The organism is Flavobacterium sp., assembly GCF_040402835.1.
GTDB lineage: Bacteria > Bacteroidota > Bacteroidia > Flavobacteriales > Flavobacteriaceae > Flavobacterium.
In genome coordinates this window covers 32,669-51,429 of sequence record NZ_JBBALW010000004.1, presented here as the reverse complement: position 1 = coordinate 51,429, position 18,761 = coordinate 32,669, and the positions used below count along the sequence as shown (strand labels likewise).

16 protein-coding genes and 1 pseudogene are annotated in these 18,761 nt (G+C 31.8%); 10 read left to right on the top strand and 7 right to left on the bottom strand.

The window, feature by feature from the left end:
• Positions 1–19: 19 nt before the first annotated feature.
• Positions 20–2,446 (bottom strand): TonB-dependent receptor, encoded by a 2,427-nt coding sequence (locus tag AC9UEH_RS02505; protein WP_509528094.1) that lies wholly within the window; start codon positions 2,444–2,446, stop codon positions 20–22.
• 153 nt (positions 2,447–2,599) lie between these two features.
• Here AC9UEH_RS02505 and AC9UEH_RS02500 point away from each other — a divergent pair, with 153 nt between their 5' ends.
• From AC9UEH_RS02500 to porT, 5 genes are all read left to right on the top strand, one after another.
• Complete coding sequence (locus tag AC9UEH_RS02500; protein WP_509528092.1) at positions 2,600–3,625, top strand: LacI family DNA-binding transcriptional regulator; 1,026 nt, start codon at positions 2,600–2,602, stop codon at positions 3,623–3,625.
• 78 nt (positions 3,626–3,703) lie between these two features.
• On the top strand, positions 3,704–4,048 hold the full coding sequence (locus AC9UEH_RS02495) for a 2TM domain-containing protein (RefSeq protein ID WP_509528090.1): 345 nt from the start codon (positions 3,704–3,706) through the stop codon (positions 4,046–4,048).
• The gene (locus AC9UEH_RS02490; protein ID WP_509528088.1) at positions 4,048–4,533 is read left to right on the top strand and encodes a dihydrofolate reductase; all 486 of its coding nucleotides are present in this window, start codon (positions 4,048–4,050) and stop codon (positions 4,531–4,533) included. The genes AC9UEH_RS02495 and AC9UEH_RS02490 overlap by 1 nt, the downstream gene beginning before the upstream one ends.
• A 71-nt stretch (positions 4,534–4,604) precedes the next feature.
• The gene (gene ubiE / locus AC9UEH_RS02485) at positions 4,605–5,336 is read left to right on the top strand and encodes a bifunctional demethylmenaquinone methyltransferase/2-methoxy-6-polyprenyl-1,4-benzoquinol methylase UbiE (protein ID WP_509528087.1); all 732 of its coding nucleotides are present in this window, start codon (positions 4,605–4,607) and stop codon (positions 5,334–5,336) included.
• A gap of 23 nt (positions 5,337–5,359) precedes the next feature.
• Entirely contained in the window at positions 5,360–6,064 is a 705-nt protein-coding gene (porT, locus tag AC9UEH_RS02480; RefSeq protein ID WP_509528086.1) for a type IX secretion/gliding motility protein PorT/SprT, read from the top strand.
• A gap of 128 nt (positions 6,065–6,192) precedes the next feature.
• Here the strand turns inward: porT and AC9UEH_RS02475 are convergent, their stop codons facing one another.
• From AC9UEH_RS02475 to AC9UEH_RS02450, 6 genes and pseudogenes are all read right to left on the bottom strand, one after another.
• Positions 6,193–6,639, bottom strand: a complete 447-nt coding sequence (locus AC9UEH_RS02475) for a PepSY domain-containing protein (RefSeq protein ID WP_509528085.1) — start codon at positions 6,637–6,639, stop codon at positions 6,193–6,195.
• A 193-nt stretch (positions 6,640–6,832) separates the two neighbouring features.
• Positions 6,833–7,237 carry a hypothetical protein gene (locus tag AC9UEH_RS02470; RefSeq protein WP_509528083.1) on the bottom strand — a complete coding sequence of 135 codons (405 nt, stop codon included), beginning with the start codon at positions 7,235–7,237 and terminating at the stop codon, positions 6,833–6,835.
• 64 nt (positions 7,238–7,301) lie between these two features.
• Positions 7,302–7,598, bottom strand: a pseudogene (locus tag AC9UEH_RS02465) (TrmH family RNA methyltransferase); the annotation flags it as partial.
• 111 nt (positions 7,599–7,709) lie between these two features.
• The gene (locus AC9UEH_RS02460; protein ID WP_509528082.1) at positions 7,710–8,216 is read right to left on the bottom strand and encodes a hypothetical protein; all 507 of its coding nucleotides are present in this window, start codon (positions 8,214–8,216) and stop codon (positions 7,710–7,712) included.
• 57 nt (positions 8,217–8,273) lie between these two features.
• A complete protein-coding gene (locus tag AC9UEH_RS02455) occupies positions 8,274–11,150 on the bottom strand; it encodes a S8 family serine peptidase (RefSeq protein WP_509528081.1) in 2,877 nt (958 codons plus the stop codon).
• Between the two features lie 143 nt (positions 11,151–11,293).
• The gene (locus tag AC9UEH_RS02450) at positions 11,294–12,028 is read right to left on the bottom strand and encodes a TrmH family RNA methyltransferase (protein WP_509528080.1); all 735 of its coding nucleotides are present in this window, start codon (positions 12,026–12,028) and stop codon (positions 11,294–11,296) included.
• 38 nt (positions 12,029–12,066) lie between these two features.
• Between AC9UEH_RS02450 and tamL the strand changes: the two genes are divergently transcribed.
• The 5 genes from tamL to AC9UEH_RS02425 all read left to right on the top strand — a co-directional run bounded on the left by tamL (position 12,067) and on the right by AC9UEH_RS02425 (position 18,727).
• Positions 12,067–14,628 (top strand): translocation and assembly module lipoprotein TamL, encoded by a 2,562-nt coding sequence (gene tamL / locus AC9UEH_RS02445; protein WP_509528078.1) that lies wholly within the window; start codon positions 12,067–12,069, stop codon positions 14,626–14,628.
• A 48-nt stretch (positions 14,629–14,676) separates the two neighbouring features.
• A complete protein-coding gene (fbaA, locus tag AC9UEH_RS02440; RefSeq protein WP_509528077.1) occupies positions 14,677–15,744 on the top strand; it encodes a class II fructose-bisphosphate aldolase in 1,068 nt (355 codons plus the stop codon).
• Between the two features lie 64 nt (positions 15,745–15,808).
• Positions 15,809–16,663 (top strand): acetyl-CoA carboxylase, carboxyltransferase subunit beta, encoded by an 855-nt coding sequence (gene accD / locus AC9UEH_RS02435; protein ID WP_509528076.1) that lies wholly within the window; start codon positions 15,809–15,811, stop codon positions 16,661–16,663.
• A 347-nt stretch (positions 16,664–17,010) separates the two neighbouring features.
• Entirely contained in the window at positions 17,011–18,057 is a 1,047-nt protein-coding gene (locus AC9UEH_RS02430) for a sensor histidine kinase (protein ID WP_509528075.1), read from the top strand.
• Positions 18,050–18,727: a response regulator gene (locus AC9UEH_RS02425; RefSeq protein WP_509528074.1), complete on the top strand. Its 678-nt coding sequence runs from the start codon at positions 18,050–18,052 to the stop codon at positions 18,725–18,727. Before AC9UEH_RS02430 ends, AC9UEH_RS02425 begins: the two co-directional genes overlap by 8 nt.
• Positions 18,728–18,761: the final 34 nt, after the last annotated feature.

Below are 18,761 nucleotides of genomic sequence, written 5' to 3'. Positions count from 1 at the left end.
AAACAAAAATGAAATTTTATTAGAATCTATAAGACAATGCCATAGAAAGTGATCTTCCTGCGAAAGGTCTTGCTCTTACATAATTCACTGTGTTTTCAGTAATACTTCCTTCTTCAACTTCAGTAATTGCTAAAGTATTCAAAAGATTATTTCCAGAAACATTTAACGATAATCCTTTAGTAATTCCAAATTCAACAAAACCATTAATTAAAACGAAGCCATTCATAACCAATTGGTTGCTGTCTTGAGCAAATGCTTTTGATTGTCCTAAAAAGCTTAATCCAAGAGAATTTGATTTAGAGAATTTATAAGTAGGAATGAAACTATACATTAATTTAGGTTGTCGTCTTGGTGCATTTCCTGCATTTGCTCCTGAAGTAATTTCTGCTTTAGTGTATGTTAAACCTCCTCGTAAATCAAAATCTTTGCTAACTTTATATGATGCTTCCAACTCTAATCCTAAAGATTTGTAATTATTTTCGGTTAAAATTGTTGGATTCGTTGCTTCAAATCCTGATTGTTCATCTGTTTTAGCATAAAAAAAAGTTCCATAGACATATCCTTTTGAGAATTTTTGTTTGTATCCTAATTCTCCTTGAGCAAGATAATCTAATGAATTAATCAAATCCCCATTTAAATAAGATGCTTTAGGTCTTTCAAATAAAATACGGTCTGCTTTTGCAGAAGCTCCTTTGCTATATCTCACAAAAAATGACTGACTATTACTTAATGCGTAGTTTGCACCTAATGAATAAGAAACATAATTATAATCATAATGAACTGTTGTGGTTTTAGCTGGATTAATTCCTGAAACGCTACTTTCAGGTGCACTGATAATTCCGTCATGATTTATATCAAATGAAGATTGGGAACTCCCTGCAAACGATCCTGTAACTTTACCCATATCGTAACGAATTCCACCTTCTAAAGAAAGTTTATCATTTGCTTCAAGCGAAACATTTAAGTAAGGTGCAGAAACATTATATTGTGTATCGTAGTTTCTGGTACAACAGTTGCCCCAAGCTGGAACTCCGTAAGCATACAAACCATTGTCAGACAATGAACTTCCTGACGCATTTGTTACGTTTAGCAAACGAGGGTTTGAATCTGAAACTTCTTGTAAATAGGAGTTCCACATCCAGGACATTGATATATTTTGAATTGATTTAAAATAACCGGCGGTAACCCCAACTTTGTCGAATTTTTTAGTTAACTTTAAGTCATTCATAAAATTATTGAAGTCATTTAGTTGGGTATCAAACATGTGAATTCTTGCAACTAAGCCATTCGCCGTATTAAAAGGAGTTCCTGTATTTGCATACGACAAAGTCGAACCTGCACCAAAGGAATTTGCAATAGTTGAAGCCGTTCCAACTTCGGAAGGAAATGGAGAAATAAATCCACCCGAATTGGCAGTAAATCTTCCATTTTCAGTAATTTTCCATCCATCTTCTAGGTCAAAAGCCGCATTAATACCTAATGATTTTGAAACTGGATGCATTCCATCAGCAACATTACCTCTACGCAATTGTCCATCAGGACCTAAACCTACATTTTGAGATAAAAAAACAGATTGTAAAGCTCCTTTTGTTGCATCAAATCCAGGTACATTTCCCCAAATAGGATTAGAATTTGTTCCAGAAACTTGAACTGGCATCGGCATATAAGCTGCCGCTCTATCGTTTAAGAATTTTGCATAAATAGTTACACTTCCTTTTTCAAATTCTTTAGTGACATTAAATTTAACTTGACCCCCATTATTTGCTGTATATCCAGTATTTCTTACTCCTTCACCAGCTCTATAGAATCCACCTGCGTGAAAATATAATCCATTTCCAATTTTCGCACCATAATCTAAATCGGTTCTAAAATTGTTATAATCTAGTCCAAAACTGGTGCTCATTGTTCCGCCTTCAACTTTACCCGTTTTGCTAATAAAGTTAATGATTCCGCCAGGAGAATTGGAAGATAAAATTGATGCTGAACCTCCACGAATAGCTTCAATTTTAGCTACATTTCCATCAAATCTTGTAAAAATATCTGCTGTTGCAAATGCTATATCTCCAAATAAAAGAACTGGAAGGCCATCTTCTTGTAATTGCAAATATTTTGAACCACCTGAAGAAATTGGCACACCACGAACTGCAATGTTAGCATTTCCTTCGCCACCAGTAGATTCTGAACGGATTCCAGGAATTGTTCTGAAAATTTCGGCAGTAGATCTTGGAGCCGATTGTTCAATTTGTTTGATTCCTAAAGTCGTAATCGATACACTCGATTTAATTTTAGTTTTTGGATTCACGACACCAGTAACAAAAACCTCTTCAAGAGTGTTTGTTTTAGTAGTATCTGTGACCATTTTTGTTTCATTTTGTGAAAACATTGAATTGGCAAACAATAGCGCCATCAATAATCCAAACTTTTTCAGTAAAGTAATTCTTTTCATAGTTTAAAATTGAATGATTAATAATTTGTTGTTAATAGTTTTACGAAATTAGTTTTAATTCCAACTTTTTTTTACGAAATAGTACCGAAAACGTTTTCGATAATACCGAAAACGTTTTCGATTTTATATTTAATTTTTTATGATATTTGTAGTATGAAAGAAATAACCTTAAAACAGATAGCTGAGACTTTAGGAATTTCGATTACTACCGTTTCCAAAGCATTAAAAAACTATCCTGATGTTAGTTCGAAAACCAAAGAAAAGGTTCTTGAATTAGCAGGACAACTTCATTATACTCCAAATAGTTTTGCTGTAAATTTAAGGACAAAAGAGTCAAAAACAATAGGATTAATTGTCCCTGAAGTCGTTCATCACTTTTTTTCTAATGTTATAAATGGTATTATTGCCGAAGCAGAAAAAAATGGTTATCTCGTGATTATTTTGCAATCTAATGAATCTTTAGAGTTAGAAAAAAAGCAAGTCGAACTTTTAATAAACAAACGAGTTGATGGAATTGTGATGTCGCTTTCTAACGAATCAAATGATGATGAACATTTAAAGGAAATTATCCGTCGGGGAATTCCGTTCGTTCAATTTGATAAAATTTCAAAATTAATTCCAAGCTCAAAAGTTATAATAAATGACCGAAAAGCTGCAATGGAAGCAGTTCAACATCTTATTGATAACGGTTGCAAACGGATTGCGCACATACGCGGCCCTATAAATCCACAAAATGCAATTGATAGATTCATTGGGTATAAAAAAGCGTTAGAAAAAAATGCAATTCCATTTGACTCAAGTTTGGTTTATACCTGCGAAAATGTAACCTTTGAAGAAGGTTTGTTCTTTGCTAAAAAAATAGTTGAAGAACATCCTGATGTCGATGGAATTTTTGTAATTACCGATTTAGTTGCTGTTGGGGTGCTAACTTATTTCAATGAAAAAAAAATAAATATTCCAAAAGACATTGCAGTAATTGGATTTAGTAATTGGTTTATGTCCAAAGTAATTACTCCAAAATTGAGCAGCGTTGATCAGCCAAGTTATGAAATGGGGGTTGTATCTTTTAATTTATTGTTAGAGGAAATGAAATGTCGAAAAGAAGAATTGCCATTTAAACCCAAAATCATAGAATTACAAACGAATATTATTGCTAGAGAATCGAGTATAAAAATTTAAAACAAATACTATTTCTGCAAAGCTAAATCGTAACTTTGTATTTCTTAATAAAAATCAATTTGACTAATTATATTTATTATGGGAACAACACCTCATGAACTTTATGAATATGCCCGTCTTAGAATCAAACAAAAGAAAAGATTGTATTTTCACTTTGTATTGTTTTTAATAAGCAGTTTATTCATGCTTGTGGTCAATAAAATATTTAAAATTGGCGAGCCTAATAATTGGTTTTTATGGGTTTCTTCCACTTGGTTTTTTCTTTTTATTCTTCATTTTATAAATGTTTTTATAACCAAACGTTTTATGAATAAAGACTGGGAAAGAACTCAAATTGAACGATTGATTGCCCAACAAGAAAAAAAAATCGATGAATTTCAATCCAAAGTTGAAAGTGATTTTTCAAAAAATACAACTATATAATGAGAATATTAATTGCCGCTACTTCCCAAAACAATGCCCTTGGAAAAGACAATAAAATCATTTGGCATTTGCCTGATGATTTCAAACGTTTCAAAGAATTAACTTCGGGACACCATATTATAATGGGAAGAAAAACATTTGAAAGTTTTCCAAAACCACTTCCAAACAGAACCCATGTTGTAATTACACGACAAAAAAACTACAATCCCGAAGGCTGTATTGTCGTTAATAGTATCGAAGAAGCATTTGAAATTTGCCCTAAAAATGAAGATGTTTTTTTAATTGGCGGTGCAGAAATCTATAAATTGGGACTTCCATTTGTAGATAAAATTGAACTCACTTTTATAAACGACACTTTTGAAGCGGACGCCTTCTTTCCGGAAATTGATTTTTCTGAATGGAAACTTACCAATGAAGAATTTCATTCAAAAGACGAAAAACACGGGCACGATTTCAGTTTTCAGACTTATGTAAGATTACAATAAATAGAAGCTTTGGTTTGGAAAGAAATTTCAAAAATTAAAATAATCGTTACCTTTGCCAAAATTAAAAAATAATGTCAAAAAATATTACTCCTTATAAAGATTCAGAATTAGGAAAGAAAGAGCAAGTAGCACAAATGTTTGACACTATTTCTGGCAATTATGACGGGTTAAACCGAGTAATTTCTTTTGGAATTGACATAAAATGGCGTAAAAAAGTACTGCAATTGGTTTCTGATAAAAATCCAAAAACCGTTTTAGATATTGCTACAGGAACTGGCGATTTAGCTATATTAATGACGGCAACAAGTGCTGAGAGAATTGTGGGATTGGATATTTCTGCAGGAATGCTTGATGTGGGAAGGAAAAAAATTGAAGCAAAAAAACTTTCTGATAAAATAGAAATGATCTTGGCTGATTCAGAAAATATGCCTTTTGAAAACGATACATTTGATGCCATTACCGTTGCTTTTGGAGTTCGGAATTTTGAAACATTAGAAAAAGGATTGGCTGAAATCCTTCGTGTTCTAAAGCCTAACGGAGTTTTTGTGATTTTAGAAACCTCGGTTCCAGAAAAAACACCTTACAAACAAGGTTATACTTTTTACTCAAAAAACATACTTCCATTAATTGGAAAATTATTCTCAAAAGACGATTCTGCGTATCAATATTTATCAGAATCAGCGTCTGTTTTTCCTTATGGAGAAGCTTTAAACAATATTTTGAGAAAAATTGGGTTTATAGATGTTGTATCGATGCCACAAACATTTGGTGTTGCCACAATTTATTCTGCTTCAAAAAAATAATACTGAGGTTGTTCAGCATCAATATGAAAAAAATAGTTGTTTTACTTTTATTAGCATTTGCAGGCGTTGGACATTCCCAAACCAAAGGAATGTTCAGTTATGACCCGCTTGTGAATTTAGAAAATTTTGACAAAAGCAACGTTTATTGGGGTTATTTTTTAGGATTTAATTCTTATGGATTTAAGATTGATTATAAAAATTTTCAACAAAAAGATATAGAAGTTGAGAATACCTCGGGTTTTAATGTGGGTTTGGTTGGGGATGTGAGAATTCAGGAATACATCAATTTGCGTTTTGAACCCGGATTGTATTACACACAAAGAAATCTAACTTTTCCGAATTTCACGCGAGAATTAGATTATTTCAGAGACGTGAAATCAACGTATATTCATTTTCCATTATTGCTGAAATTCTCGGCTTTAAGAACCGGAAATGTGCGTCCTTATCTTGAAGGTGGGCTTTCTGCAACTTTAAATTTAGGCAGTAATTCAAAATCTACTGATGACAATTTGCAACAGCGTTTTAGAATGAAAGAATGGTCAACAAATTATGAAATTGGCTTTGGTATTGATTTATATTTTGAATATTTCAAATTTTCACCTTCCATTCGAGGAGTTTTTGGTTTGAAAGATGAATTAGTTCGAGATAATGACCCAAATAGTCCTTGGACATCGAATATAGAATCGCTAAAAACAAGAGCCATTCTTGTCAACTTTACTTTTCATTAGGATTACTTTGTCAAGTCTTTTTATTTCAACTATTTAGATGAAATAAGCTGTATCAAAAAAAATTATGGTTATTTGTATTCAAAAAAAGGGCAATCAATTTTTGATTGCCCTGTAACTAATCCAAATAATTAATCCCCCTCAACAATTTTTATAAATTTACCGTTGGCATCCAATAATACATCATACGATTTACCATCTTTGTTTATTTCAGCTTCATAGGTTACAACATTTTTGTCGTCAGTTATTTTGGCTGATTCGGTTATTTTATTTGTTGGATAATTCTTTTTTAAATATTCCAATGCCGCTGCAGGAAGTTCCGATATTTTAATGTCTATTTCAAGTGCTTTTCGATGACCCTCGCCATTATATACAGCAGAAGCATCTGAACCATTTATCTTAAACTCGGCTTCATAATCTCCATCTTCCATTCCCCATTTTGCCTTTTTGTTGGGAAATTCCTTTTTGAACATTTCAGTAACTGTTGCTGGAACTGTTACTTTTTTTGATTTTTTTTCTGATTGTGCAACCATAGTTACACTGAAGGCAATTGCGATTGCCAAAAATAAATTTTTCATTTTTGCTTAATTAAATTTTAAAAATAATTTCTTTTTTTCTCTGTTATGAGATACGTTTTATTATCTATTGAGTAGTAAGTATAATTAAGTGTCGAATTTTAAAATAGGTTATTTATTGTGATAGACTGATTTTATCTATTTTCTTACTATTTTGAGACTTTTGACTTTACGACATTAAAAACTTTCGACTTACTTAAGCAACTATTGGAGGTCGAAAGATTGAAAAAACAGCATTATAGGAATACAATGTGTTTTTATAATTTGAAATTTTTATTTGGTCGGGCGACACAAATTCATTACTGTTTTTGAATTCAAAATACTTAAATTCTTGAATAAATACAAAAGTTGAATGGTGAATATTATACTCTAATGATTTATGCGGTTTTTGTTCGTCTCCGTTTTGGTGTTTATCAAAAATCCCGTCAATATTCATTAAATGATCCGTAATAAAGTCCATTGGTGTCATGTCTTTATCTTCGGTAGTTTTGCAATGTTCATAGATTTTTGGCAAATTTCCAATAATAGAAAAATCACTCGAAGGCAATACTATCGTTCCCATCGAATAAAAAGCAATAAATATGATAAAAATGTTTTTCATTAATTGATAAACGTAACTATTTTATTTTTATTGTGTTTAATTTTCTATTGTGTTTTGAATGGCTTTATGACACAGTCAACCTTCTAAATTCGCTCAAAATAATTGCAGTTGCAGTTGCTACATTCAAACTTTCCGTTTGTTGCAAATCGCCAAAACGAGGAATTGTCAATCTGTTTTTTATAGTTTTTTCGATGCTTTCAGAAATTCCATTTGCTTCATTTCCCATCACAATTACCGCTTCTTTTGGTAGGGTTTCTTGATAAATAGTGGAGCCATCCATAAAAGTTCCAAAAACTGGGAGTGTTGTTTTTTGGAGAAATACATTCAAATCTACATAGCTCACATTTAACCTTGTAACAGTTTAGTTGCAACTAATTCTATTTTAACGTTTTGAATTATTTTACTTTTCAATTTCATTTTAACCGGAAAACAACAAGGTAATAGCTCACCAGCTTGGGCTCAATAAAAGTATTTATCGGAAAACAAATGGTTTAGATTGTATAGGAATTTTTACAATGTGATACGGCTGAATTCCTGCATTATAACCAAACATAGAGCCGCTAGTAGAAACATTAACGACAATATTATTTTGATTTTCAGCAATTGAATTAATAGTAATTGCGTAACTAGTATTTGGTCTTAAATCCATGTCAACTACTACAATTAAAATATCAGTAGTAAAGTCAATAGTAGTTGTTGTAAATGGATCCCAAATCAACGGATTCATTTGATTAAGTAAATTAGTCCACTGTGTTTGATTAGTAATTATAGTATTCTGCTGTGGAATATTTGTTTGACTATACATGTGATTTTTTCCAATCAAAGTAAAAGGAATGTTTTGTGGGGTAAAACTTGGGATTGGTTCTTCATTATTATTACTACAAGATAGTAACATAAAAAATAAAATAAATGATAAAATGGATGATTTACGAAATAGTAAAAAATTGTTACTTTTGTTTTTGAACGTTGTTAATTTCATAGTTTTTATTATTAAAGTTAATAAAATAACCACGCCAAAGTTGTGGTGTTACTTTTTTTAATGTTTAAATAATGTTTTTGCATCGGTTATTACACCATCTACAATAAGTGCTACGGTGTAAAATCCAATCGGATAAGTGCTGATGTTAAGGTTGGTTTCGGTTGAATTTAAATCTAAAATATAATTGTTTGACGTTCCGCTGTTTCCTAATAAGCCAATTACCATTAAATAAGCCGAATTTGCTCCATTTATTTTATAATTTATATTTGCATTGTTATTACTTGGGTTTGGAGTTATACTTTCTAAAATACTCGGTTTTAAACTTACTTCAACCTCTTTATAATCCTTAAATCCGTCCGTGGTTGAAATTACTTCCAATTTATAATTTTCTGCAATAGCACTTGCAATTTGCAAATCTTTGCCTTGAAAAATTAACACACCTTGATTATCATACCAATTGTATATGGCTGGTTCATTTATATCTTGAGCGCTTATAGTTATTGGTTCATGTAAATCTACTTCTAAATCAGGAGCATTAGCTACAAATAAACTTCTTGATTTTTTCTTTATTTCAAAAGTTTCCCCTCCAATAATTTTACCTGTTAAAGCATCTTTTTGAATAACATGATATCGGAAATTAGATTTTTCGGTTAACTCTTGAGTTAAAAAATTAAAGTTAATAGTAAGTGATCCAATTTCATTTGCATTGAAAGCAATATTATCCAGAATTACATTATTCCCTTTTATAATTTTTCGTTTTACATCTGAAGTGGAATCTAAATGCTCTGATATATTACCACCTCTTACCCAAGCTTCATATAAAATATCGTCCATTTTTATGCCTACTTCAGCTTCTTCAAAAATAGGCTTGCCAGTTTCTAAATTCTCAACTATAAATTCTAAAAAGAAGGTTCGAGATGCTTCAGAAGGATTACCTACAGCTATTGTTCCACTAGTTGAGTTAGATTCAACGTCTACAATTGTAATATTTTTCCAAGCTATACCATTATTATTTATAACATTCTCAACTAAATCTGTAGTTTCTGTTAATGGATCATTTATTGCTTCAATTCTTGCCAACAAACAAAAATGCCATTGCTCCCAGCCTTGAAACCAACTATAATTTTGTGTATTTGGAACATAAAATGGAATTTTTACAATGGTTTCCTGCCCAGGTTGTAAAACAGGAATTTCAACTGATCCGGCTAAGTCACCAAGTTTTACGGTATCATTTGGTGGTTGAAAAAAATTTTGACCATTCCAAGAAGTTGGCCATGATAATGAGCTTCCTGCTTTTGCCCAGTTTAAGGTAATAATTTCATCTCCATTAGATGGAATACAACTTTTGTTTTTTACACTAATGTAAGCATAATTTGGGATAGTAGGATGATATTCTGGATTTTGATGTTCCAAACCATTATCATCATTCTTCCTAATCCAAATGTCTGGACTTGCCCAAAAGTAGTTAGTAATTGTGTTTGGCTCAATTCCAATATCATCGATTTCATCTCTGATCATTAAATCTAAAATATATGGATTTAAACCTTGTGCTGCATGTACTGCTAGAAAAGCATTTACACGACCATAACCTAATTCTAATGAATGTCCTAAATTATTTGGATTCCATTGATAGTTATATCCACCCACTTTTTCTGCAGTTTCTTTTAAAATATTTTTTACCTGTTCTTGTGTTAAACAAGGATTCACTGAATACATCAATGCAATGACTCCACTAATTATAGGGGCTGAAGCTGAAGTGAGCCCAAAGTTTGTATAATTATTATTTAATGTGGTAGTAAGAATATTAATTCCTGGTGCTGTAATGAATAGATTTTCACTATAATTTGAACCTAACAATCTAGTATCGTTTTGTGTTGTGGCACCAACAGAAATTACGGATGGGTTGGAAGATGGAAACTGCAATACTTGTAATCCATAATTACCAGACGAAGCAACAATAATTGAGCCATAAACATTGTAAGCATAATCAATAGCTTCATTTACTGCTTGGCTATATCCAATACTTAAACTTAAGTTGATTATCTTACAACCCGTGGCGCCAGCGTATAAAATAGCATCATCAATTGCTATAGAATTTGGCGCGTTTTGACCCACACCAACTGGTAAAATTTTCACACCTTCATTATTAAATCCTCCTGCAACACCAGCTACCCCAAGATTATTATTTGTTTTCGCGCCAATTATTCCTGCAACGTGCGTTCCATGTGGGATTATTCCTCTTGAATTATTATTATTTAAGTCAAAATTGTAGCCTTTCCAATCATCAATTAATCCATTTCCGTCATCGTCAATACCGTTACCAGTTGAGGGATTATAAGGGTTTGACCAAGCATCCTCTCCACTGTTTAAGTAAATGTTTTGAAAAGTATCATTTCCTTGACCTAAATCGTTGTGTGTCCAGTCTGTTCCTGAGTCGATTACTGCAACTTTCACCGTTGGGTTTCCTGTTGTTATGTTCCAAGCATCACTTGCGTTAATTCTGTTTAAATGCCATTGAGCTGAATAGCTTGGGTCATTTGGAGAAGTGTTATATAAACCTTGAGTTGGAATTTCAAGTTTATCAATGATATTTGAATTTACTGTTTTCATGGTTGTGCATTTGTAGAAAACGTCATTAGAAACGTCATTTATTTGAAAATCACACCAACCGGTAATTGCTTTTCTTATAAAAGTTAAATTATTTTGAGAAGCAAAACTATAAATTGTTTCTTGGCTGGTGTTTAGAACAAATTTAATAGATACCAAATTATTTTGAATAGGATAATATGTTAAATCTGAAGTGTTCAAAACTTTCCATTGATTGTCTATTTTTTCATATTGCTGATTTTGAAATGTTTTTGAATTTTCTTGTGCATTTGTAATAATTGTAAAGCATAAAATTAAAATGCTTTTTAATAAATTTTTAATTCTCATGATTTATTTATTGAGTTAATATTTTTTTAAACCCGAACATTTGAATTAAATCATGGCGGTTCTGAATACTTTTTCTAAAATATTAATTAAAGATAACTATTTTATTTTATTGTGTTTAATTTTCTATTGTGTTTTGAATGGCTTTACGACACAGTCAACCTTCTAAATTCGCTCAAAATAATTGCAGTTGCAGTTGCTACATTCAAACTTTCCGTTTGTTGCAAATCGCCAAAACGAGGAATTGTCAATCTGTTTTTTATAGTTTTTTCGATGCTTTCAGAAATTCCATTTGCTTCATTTCCCATCACAATTACCGCTTCTTTTGGTAGGGTTTCTTGATAAATAGTGGAGCCATCCATAAAAGTTCCAAAAACTGGGAGTGTTGTTTTTTGGAGAAATAAATTCAAATCTACATAGCTTACATTTACTCTCGCAATAGAACCCATAGTGGCTTGCACGACTTTTGGATTGTAAATATCAACCGTTTGTTCTGAACAAATTACTTGTGAAATTCCAAACCAATCGCATAATCTCAAAATGGTGCCTAAATTTCCCGGATCTCGAATGTCGTCTAAAGCAATGATTAATCCCTGCTCAATTATTGGCTTGACCAAAGGGATTTTAAAAACTGCTAAACAATTATTTGGAGTTGAAAGCGCACTTATTTTCTTTAAATCACTTTCTGAAATTAGGGTTTTAAAATCGGCATTAACGGCATCAAAAAGGGGTTCGGTTGTGTATAAATGTTCCAATATAAAGTTGGATTTCAACAATTCCTGAATTACTTTTACGCCTTCAGCAAAGAATAATTGGTTTGCAAAACGGAACTTTTTTTGTTGCAAACTCGAGATTAACTTTATTTGGTTTTTACTAACCATAGAAATAATGTACTTTTGAATTAAATATTTCACAACCTTTGAGAAACCAGACTACAAAAATATCATTATTTATTTTAATTGCGTTAATTATATCTGCTTGTAACACTTTGAAAAGGGTTCCAAACGGAAAAATGCTACTTACAAAGAATGAAATTTTAGTAAACAGCAAAAAGGAAAGTAATGAGGACATAACTAATCAGTTGTATCAAAAACCAAATAGTTCGTTACTTGGTTATCGACTGCGGTTGAATATTTTTAATTTGGCGACTCCCAATCCCGATTCTATTTATAAGTCGAAATACATTAAAAATCCTGAGAAATATACCCAATTATCAAAATGGCTTTCCAAAAAACAAGTCGATCGATTAGGAAATTCGTTCTACTATTCTGGAATTCATACCTTTCTTAAAAAAACTGGTGAAGCACCTGTAATTTTAGACGATAAAAGTACGAATCGTTCTTTGCTAAGATTAAAATCTTATTATTTTGACAAAGGGTATTTCAATATAAAAGGGGAATTTAAAATTGATTCCGTAAGCAAAAAGAAAGCCAGCGTAAACTATACCATTTCAACTGGGAAACCATTTCTTTTAGATACCATTTTAGTAAAAATAAACACGCCTTTATTGGATTCTTTATATAAAATAAATAAAGGATTGACATTTCTTAAATCGGGAAAACAATATAAAAAACTGGATTTTGATGCTGAAAGAAATCGAATTACTGCAGATTTCAGAAACAATGGCGCCTATTATTTTCAACAAAATTATGTAAATTATGCAATTGACACTCTGAATTCGAATAACAAAGCGAACATTGACATAAATATTGAAAATCAATCTGTCAGAGAAGGTGATTCTACAAAAATTTCGCCATTTAAATTGTATAAAATTAGCGACATTAATATTTATACAGATAATTTAACTTCAAAAGACAAGTCAAAAATCACAGATAGTATTACGTATAATAACTTCAATTTATTTAGCAAATCAAAATTAAAATTCAGACCAAAAGCAATTACAGACGCTGTTTTTATTACTAAAGGAAGTATTTTTTCCGATACAAAAACAACTTTGACATCAAGGGCTTTGGGGAATTTACGGGTTTTTAATTATCCGTCAATTCAATATACTGTTGACCCGAAAGACGCAACTGCAAATTCGCTAATTGCCAACATTTATTTATCGCCAAGGAAGAAATTGAGCTTTGGATATAATTTTGATTTAACACATTCTGCCATTCAGGATATCGGAATTACGGCAAGCACTTCGGTTTCCATTAGAAATATTTTCCGTGGTGCCGAAACATTAGAAATTGCTGCGAGAGGAAATATTGGTTCATCCAAAGAAGTTGCCAACATAAAAAACAACTTTTTCAATGTTTCTGAGTATGGTGTGGATATGAAATTGCATTTTCCTAGTTTGTTCTTTCCATTAAAAACCGACAGAATTATTCCGAAAAGTATGTTGCCCTTTACGAGTTTTGCTATTGGATATGCCAAGCAAGAAAACATTGGTTTAGACAAGCAAAATTTTACGAGTTCTATGAATTATAATTGGAATCCGAGGCAAAATATCAAAGCCCGTTTTGAATTATTGAATGTGCAATTTGTAAAAAATGTAAATACAAGCAATTACTTCAATATCTATAAATCTTCCTATAATGTATTAAATTCATTGGCGCAAAATTCAACTTACAGTGTAAATCCAAGTTATTTTAATAGCGTACATAATTTAATTATTGAAAGCGGAACCAATGGATTTTTAAATGATATTTTAGGAGCAAATCCTACTGTAATTCCAAGTGCTGCCGATTACAAAACCATCCGAAGTATTGAAGAACGTCGTAGTCGTTTAACGGAAAATGATTTGATTGTTTCGTCAAGTTATAGCTATTCTGAAACCACAAAAAAAGATCAAAACGACAATGATTTTATGATTTTTAGAGGAAAAATAGAATCGGCTGGAAACTTATTATCATTGCTTGCGAACACTTCAAAACAACTGAAAAATCAAGGTGAAAACAATAAATTTTTTGAAGTTCAATATTCTCAATATTTAAAAGCAGAAGGCGAATTTATAAAATTATGGGATTTACATCGCAAAAGAATTCTTGCTATTAGAAGTTTTGCAGGAATAGCAATTCCTTATGGAAATTCTAATACTATTCCTTTTTCAAGAAGTTATTTTGCTGGCGGAACCAATGACAATAGAGCTTGGCAGTCCTACGGATTAGGTCCAGGAGCGAGTGGCGGAATGAATGATTTCAACGAAGCCAATCTAAAATTAGCATTTAGCGCGGAACTTCGATTCAATATGATAGGGCAGTTAAACGGCGCTTTATTTGTAGATGCAGGAAATATTTGGAATGTTTTGGACAATGTTGACGATGAAAAATCGGTGTTTAAAAATTTGAATTCTCTGAAAAATAGTGCTGTTGGTTCGGGATTTGGACTTCGATATGATTTTAATTTTTTCGTAATTCGTTTGGATTTTGGTTTTAAAACCTACAATCCAGCCGAAGAAGAAAGCAAGAGATGGTTCAGAGATTACAATTTTGCGAATTCTGTAGTAAATATTGGAATTAATTACCCGTTCTAAGCTTATAAATTATTAATTTTGCCTGCTTAAACTTTTAAACAACACAAAATGTCACACAACATTAAAGCTGGAGTTGCAACTGGAGATTCAGTACAAGCAATTTTTAGCTACGCCAAAGAAAAAGGATTTGCACTTCCTGCAATAAATGTAACGGGTTCAAGCACAATAAATGGAGTTTTGGAAACCGCTGCAAAACTAAATGCACCTGTAATTATTCAATTTTCTAATGGAGGTTGTGTTTTTAATGCTGGAAAAGGATTGTCAAATGCAAATGAAAAAGCAGCTATTTTGGGTGGAATTGCAGGGGCAAAACACGTTCATACTTTAGCTGAAGCTTATGGCGCAACCGTGATTCTTCATACTGATCATTGTGCGAAAAAATTATTACCTTGGATTGATGGTTTATTGGACGCAAGTGAAATTCATTTTGCTGAAACAGGAAAACCACTTTATAGTTCTCACATGATTGATTTATCCGAAGAACCAATTGAAGAAAACATTGAAATTTGTAAAACGTACTTGGCAAGAATGAGCAAAATGGGAATGACATTGGAAATCGAACTTGGAATTACAGGTGGCGAAGAAGATGGCGTTGACAATTCAGATGTTGATAGTTCAAAATTATACACACAACCTTCAGAAGTATCGTATGCTTATGAAGAATTGTTGAAAGTAAGCCCTCGTTTTACAATTGCAGCGTCTTTTGGAAATGTACACGGAGTTTACAAACCCGGAAACGTGAAATTGACACCAAAAATCTTGAAAAATTCACAAGACTATGTGCAAGAAAAATTCAAAACAGGGAAAAACCCAGTTGATTTTGTATTTCACGGAGGTTCAGGATCTACGGTTGAAGAAATTAGAGAAGCAATTGGTTATGGTGTTATAAAAATGAACATCGATACCGATTTACAATTTGCATACACAGAAGGAATTCGTGATTATATGGTTAAAAATATTGATTATTTGAAAACTCAAATCGGAAATCCAGCAGGATCAGATCAACCAAATAAAAAATATTACGACCCAAGAAGATGGGTTCGTGAAGGAGAAATGACATTCAATGCGAGATTAGAACAAGCTTTCGCAGATTTGAATAACGTGAACACTTTGTAATTAACAAATGATAATTGACAATTAATAATTATCCATTGTCAATTATCCATTATCCATTAAAAATATGGCTTGGTTTAAAAGAACAGAAAAAGGAATTACTACAGCAACAGAGGACAAAAAAGATGTTCCGAAAGGATTGTGGTATAAATCCCCAACAGGGAAAATTATCGATGCCGAAGAATTAGCTAGAAACCTTTGGGTAAGCCCTGAAGATGGTTTTCACGTTAGAATTGGAAGTAAAGAATATTTCGAAATTTTATTCGACAACAACGAATTCAAAGAATTAGATGCAAAAATGACTTCCAAAGATCCTTTGCATTTTGTAGATACCAAGAAATATGCCGATCGATTAAAAGATGCTATGGAAAAAACCAAATTGAAAGATGCGGTTCGGACAGGTGTTGGAAAATCAAAAGGAAAAGACTTGGTAGTTTGCTGTATGGATTTTGCCTTTATTGGAGGTTCTATGGGAGCTGTTGTGGGAGAAAAAATTGCTCGTGGAATTGATTACGCTATAAAAAACAAAACACCATTTGTAATGATTTCAAAATCAGGTGGTGCAAGGATGATGGAAGCTGCTTATTCTTTAATGCAATTGGCAAAAACATCAGCAAAATTAGCGCAATTAGCCGATGCTGGAATTCCTTATATTTCTTTATGTACTGATCCAACTACAGGTGGAACTACTGCCTCTTATGCGATGTTAGGTGATATTAATATTTCTGAACCAGGCGCTTTGATTGGATTTGCAGGACCAAGAGTGGTGCGAGATACCACTGGAAAAGATTTGCCAGAAGGATTTCAAACTGCCGAATTTGTTTTGGAACACGGTTTTCTAGATTTTATTACTCCAAGAAAAGAATTGAAAGATAAAATTAATTTATATATTGATTTGATTCAAAATATAAATGTGAGATAGGTTTTTTTATCATAAAGACACAAAAAACACAAAGTTATGCTTTGTGTTTTTTTTATGGAAAATAATACCGAATTGGAAATTTTATATCAAGGCTGCTTACTTTTTTAATCCATAAACTCCCTCGCGGCATAGCCCCAGAAGTATTAACGAAATAACAGCCGCAGATTTTCAAAAATCTTTTTAATCCGTGAATCTGTGGAAAAAAATGAAGCAGCGCTTCGAGGAGTTAAACCTAAAGAGATTAAAGATGCTGTTTTAGAAATATTTGAAGAATTCAATTACTTTTGCTGTATCAAGCAACAAATTCGATTTTGAGAAAATTTAAAACAAAAAAATATTCAATGCCAATGCAATACTTTATTAGTATTGTAATGGTATTTATAGTGTCAATTATCTGTTTTATTACTTCAAAATATATTGATTATCGAATAACGGCATTAATTCTTCTAATGACAGTTTCTCTTGTTGCGATGGTTTTTGATATTTTACCAGTCTTGTTAACTGCTGTTTTAAGTGGTTTGATTTTAAATTTCTTTTTTATTCAACCTCTATTTACATTTCATATTACAAATACTGAGGACATTTTATTGTTTCTAATGTATTTCATTATAGCTTTAGTAAATGCAGTTTTAACATTCAAAATACGAGAAGCAGAAAGTAAAGCACGAGATAAAGACGAAAAAGAAAAAACAATAAAACTCTACAATACATTACTCAATTCATTATCTCATGAGTTGCGAACACCAATATCTACAATAATTGGAGCGATTGACACCCTTAAAGAAAATAAAACCAAACTTTCAGAAACAAATGAAAATGAACTTCTTGAAGAAATTGACAAAGCAAGTATTCGACTGAACAGACAAGTCGAAAATTTGTTAAATATGAGTCGATTAGAAACGGGAATGTTAAAACCAAAACAAGATTGGTGTGATATAAATGAACTCATATTTACGGTAATTCAAAAAATAACGCCGGTAAAAAATCATCATATCATTAGTTTCATTCCAAATGAAAAATTGCCGTTATTAAAGTTAGATTCTGGATTGATAGAAGAAGTAATTCAAAATTTAGTAACTAATGCAATTCAATATACTCCAAAAAATACAATTATAAATATTGATGCAACTTATGAATCTGATACTTGTATTATTTCTGTTTCGGATAACGGAAATGGGTTTCCAGAAAACGAAATTCAATTTGCTTTTGATAAATTTTATAGATTACCAAATACAAAAACTGGCGGAAGTGGACTTGGATTGTCAATTGTAAAAGGATTTATTGAAGCCCTTAATGGAACCATAAAATTAGACTCTAATATAAATTCAGGTGCATGTTTCACTATAAAAATTCCAACCGAAACGACTTATTTAAACAATCTTAAAAATGAATAAAGCTGAAATATTAGTTATTGATGACGAAGCGCCAATCCGAAAGTTATTAGAAATAACATTAGAAAGTAACGACTATAAAGTTTGGCTTGCCGAAACGGGAAAAGAAGGAATACTAATGGCTGTAAATCATCCACCAGAATTAATATTGTTAGATATAGGTTTGCCTGATAAAAGTGGGCATGAAATACTGAAGGAACTTCGAACTTGGTACAATAAAGCAATAATAATTCTATCTGTCCAAAATAGTGAAGAGGATATTGTGAAGGCACTTGATAATGGCGCAACTGATTATTTAACAAAACCTTTTAGAAGTGCCGAACTTTTAGCACGAATTCGCTCGGTAATTCGCAGAAATCAAACCAATGATGATTGCAGTATATTTACTTGCCGAGATTTACAAATAGATTTTGGAGCAAGAATCATAAAACAAAAAGACGAAATGCTAAAACTTACCGCAACCGAATATAATTTATTAGCGCTGTTTATGAAAAATGAAGGTCGGGTTTTGACACATCAATACATCCTAAAAGAAATTTGGGGAACTGGCTATCAAACAGAAACACAATATTTGAGGGTTTTTGTCGGTACATTGCGCAAAAAAATAGAAGAAAACCCAAACCAGCCCAAATATATTATTACGGAAAGCGGTGTTGGATATCGTTTTAGTTAATCTTTATAAAATCTTTATAGCAAGTCCCCACATT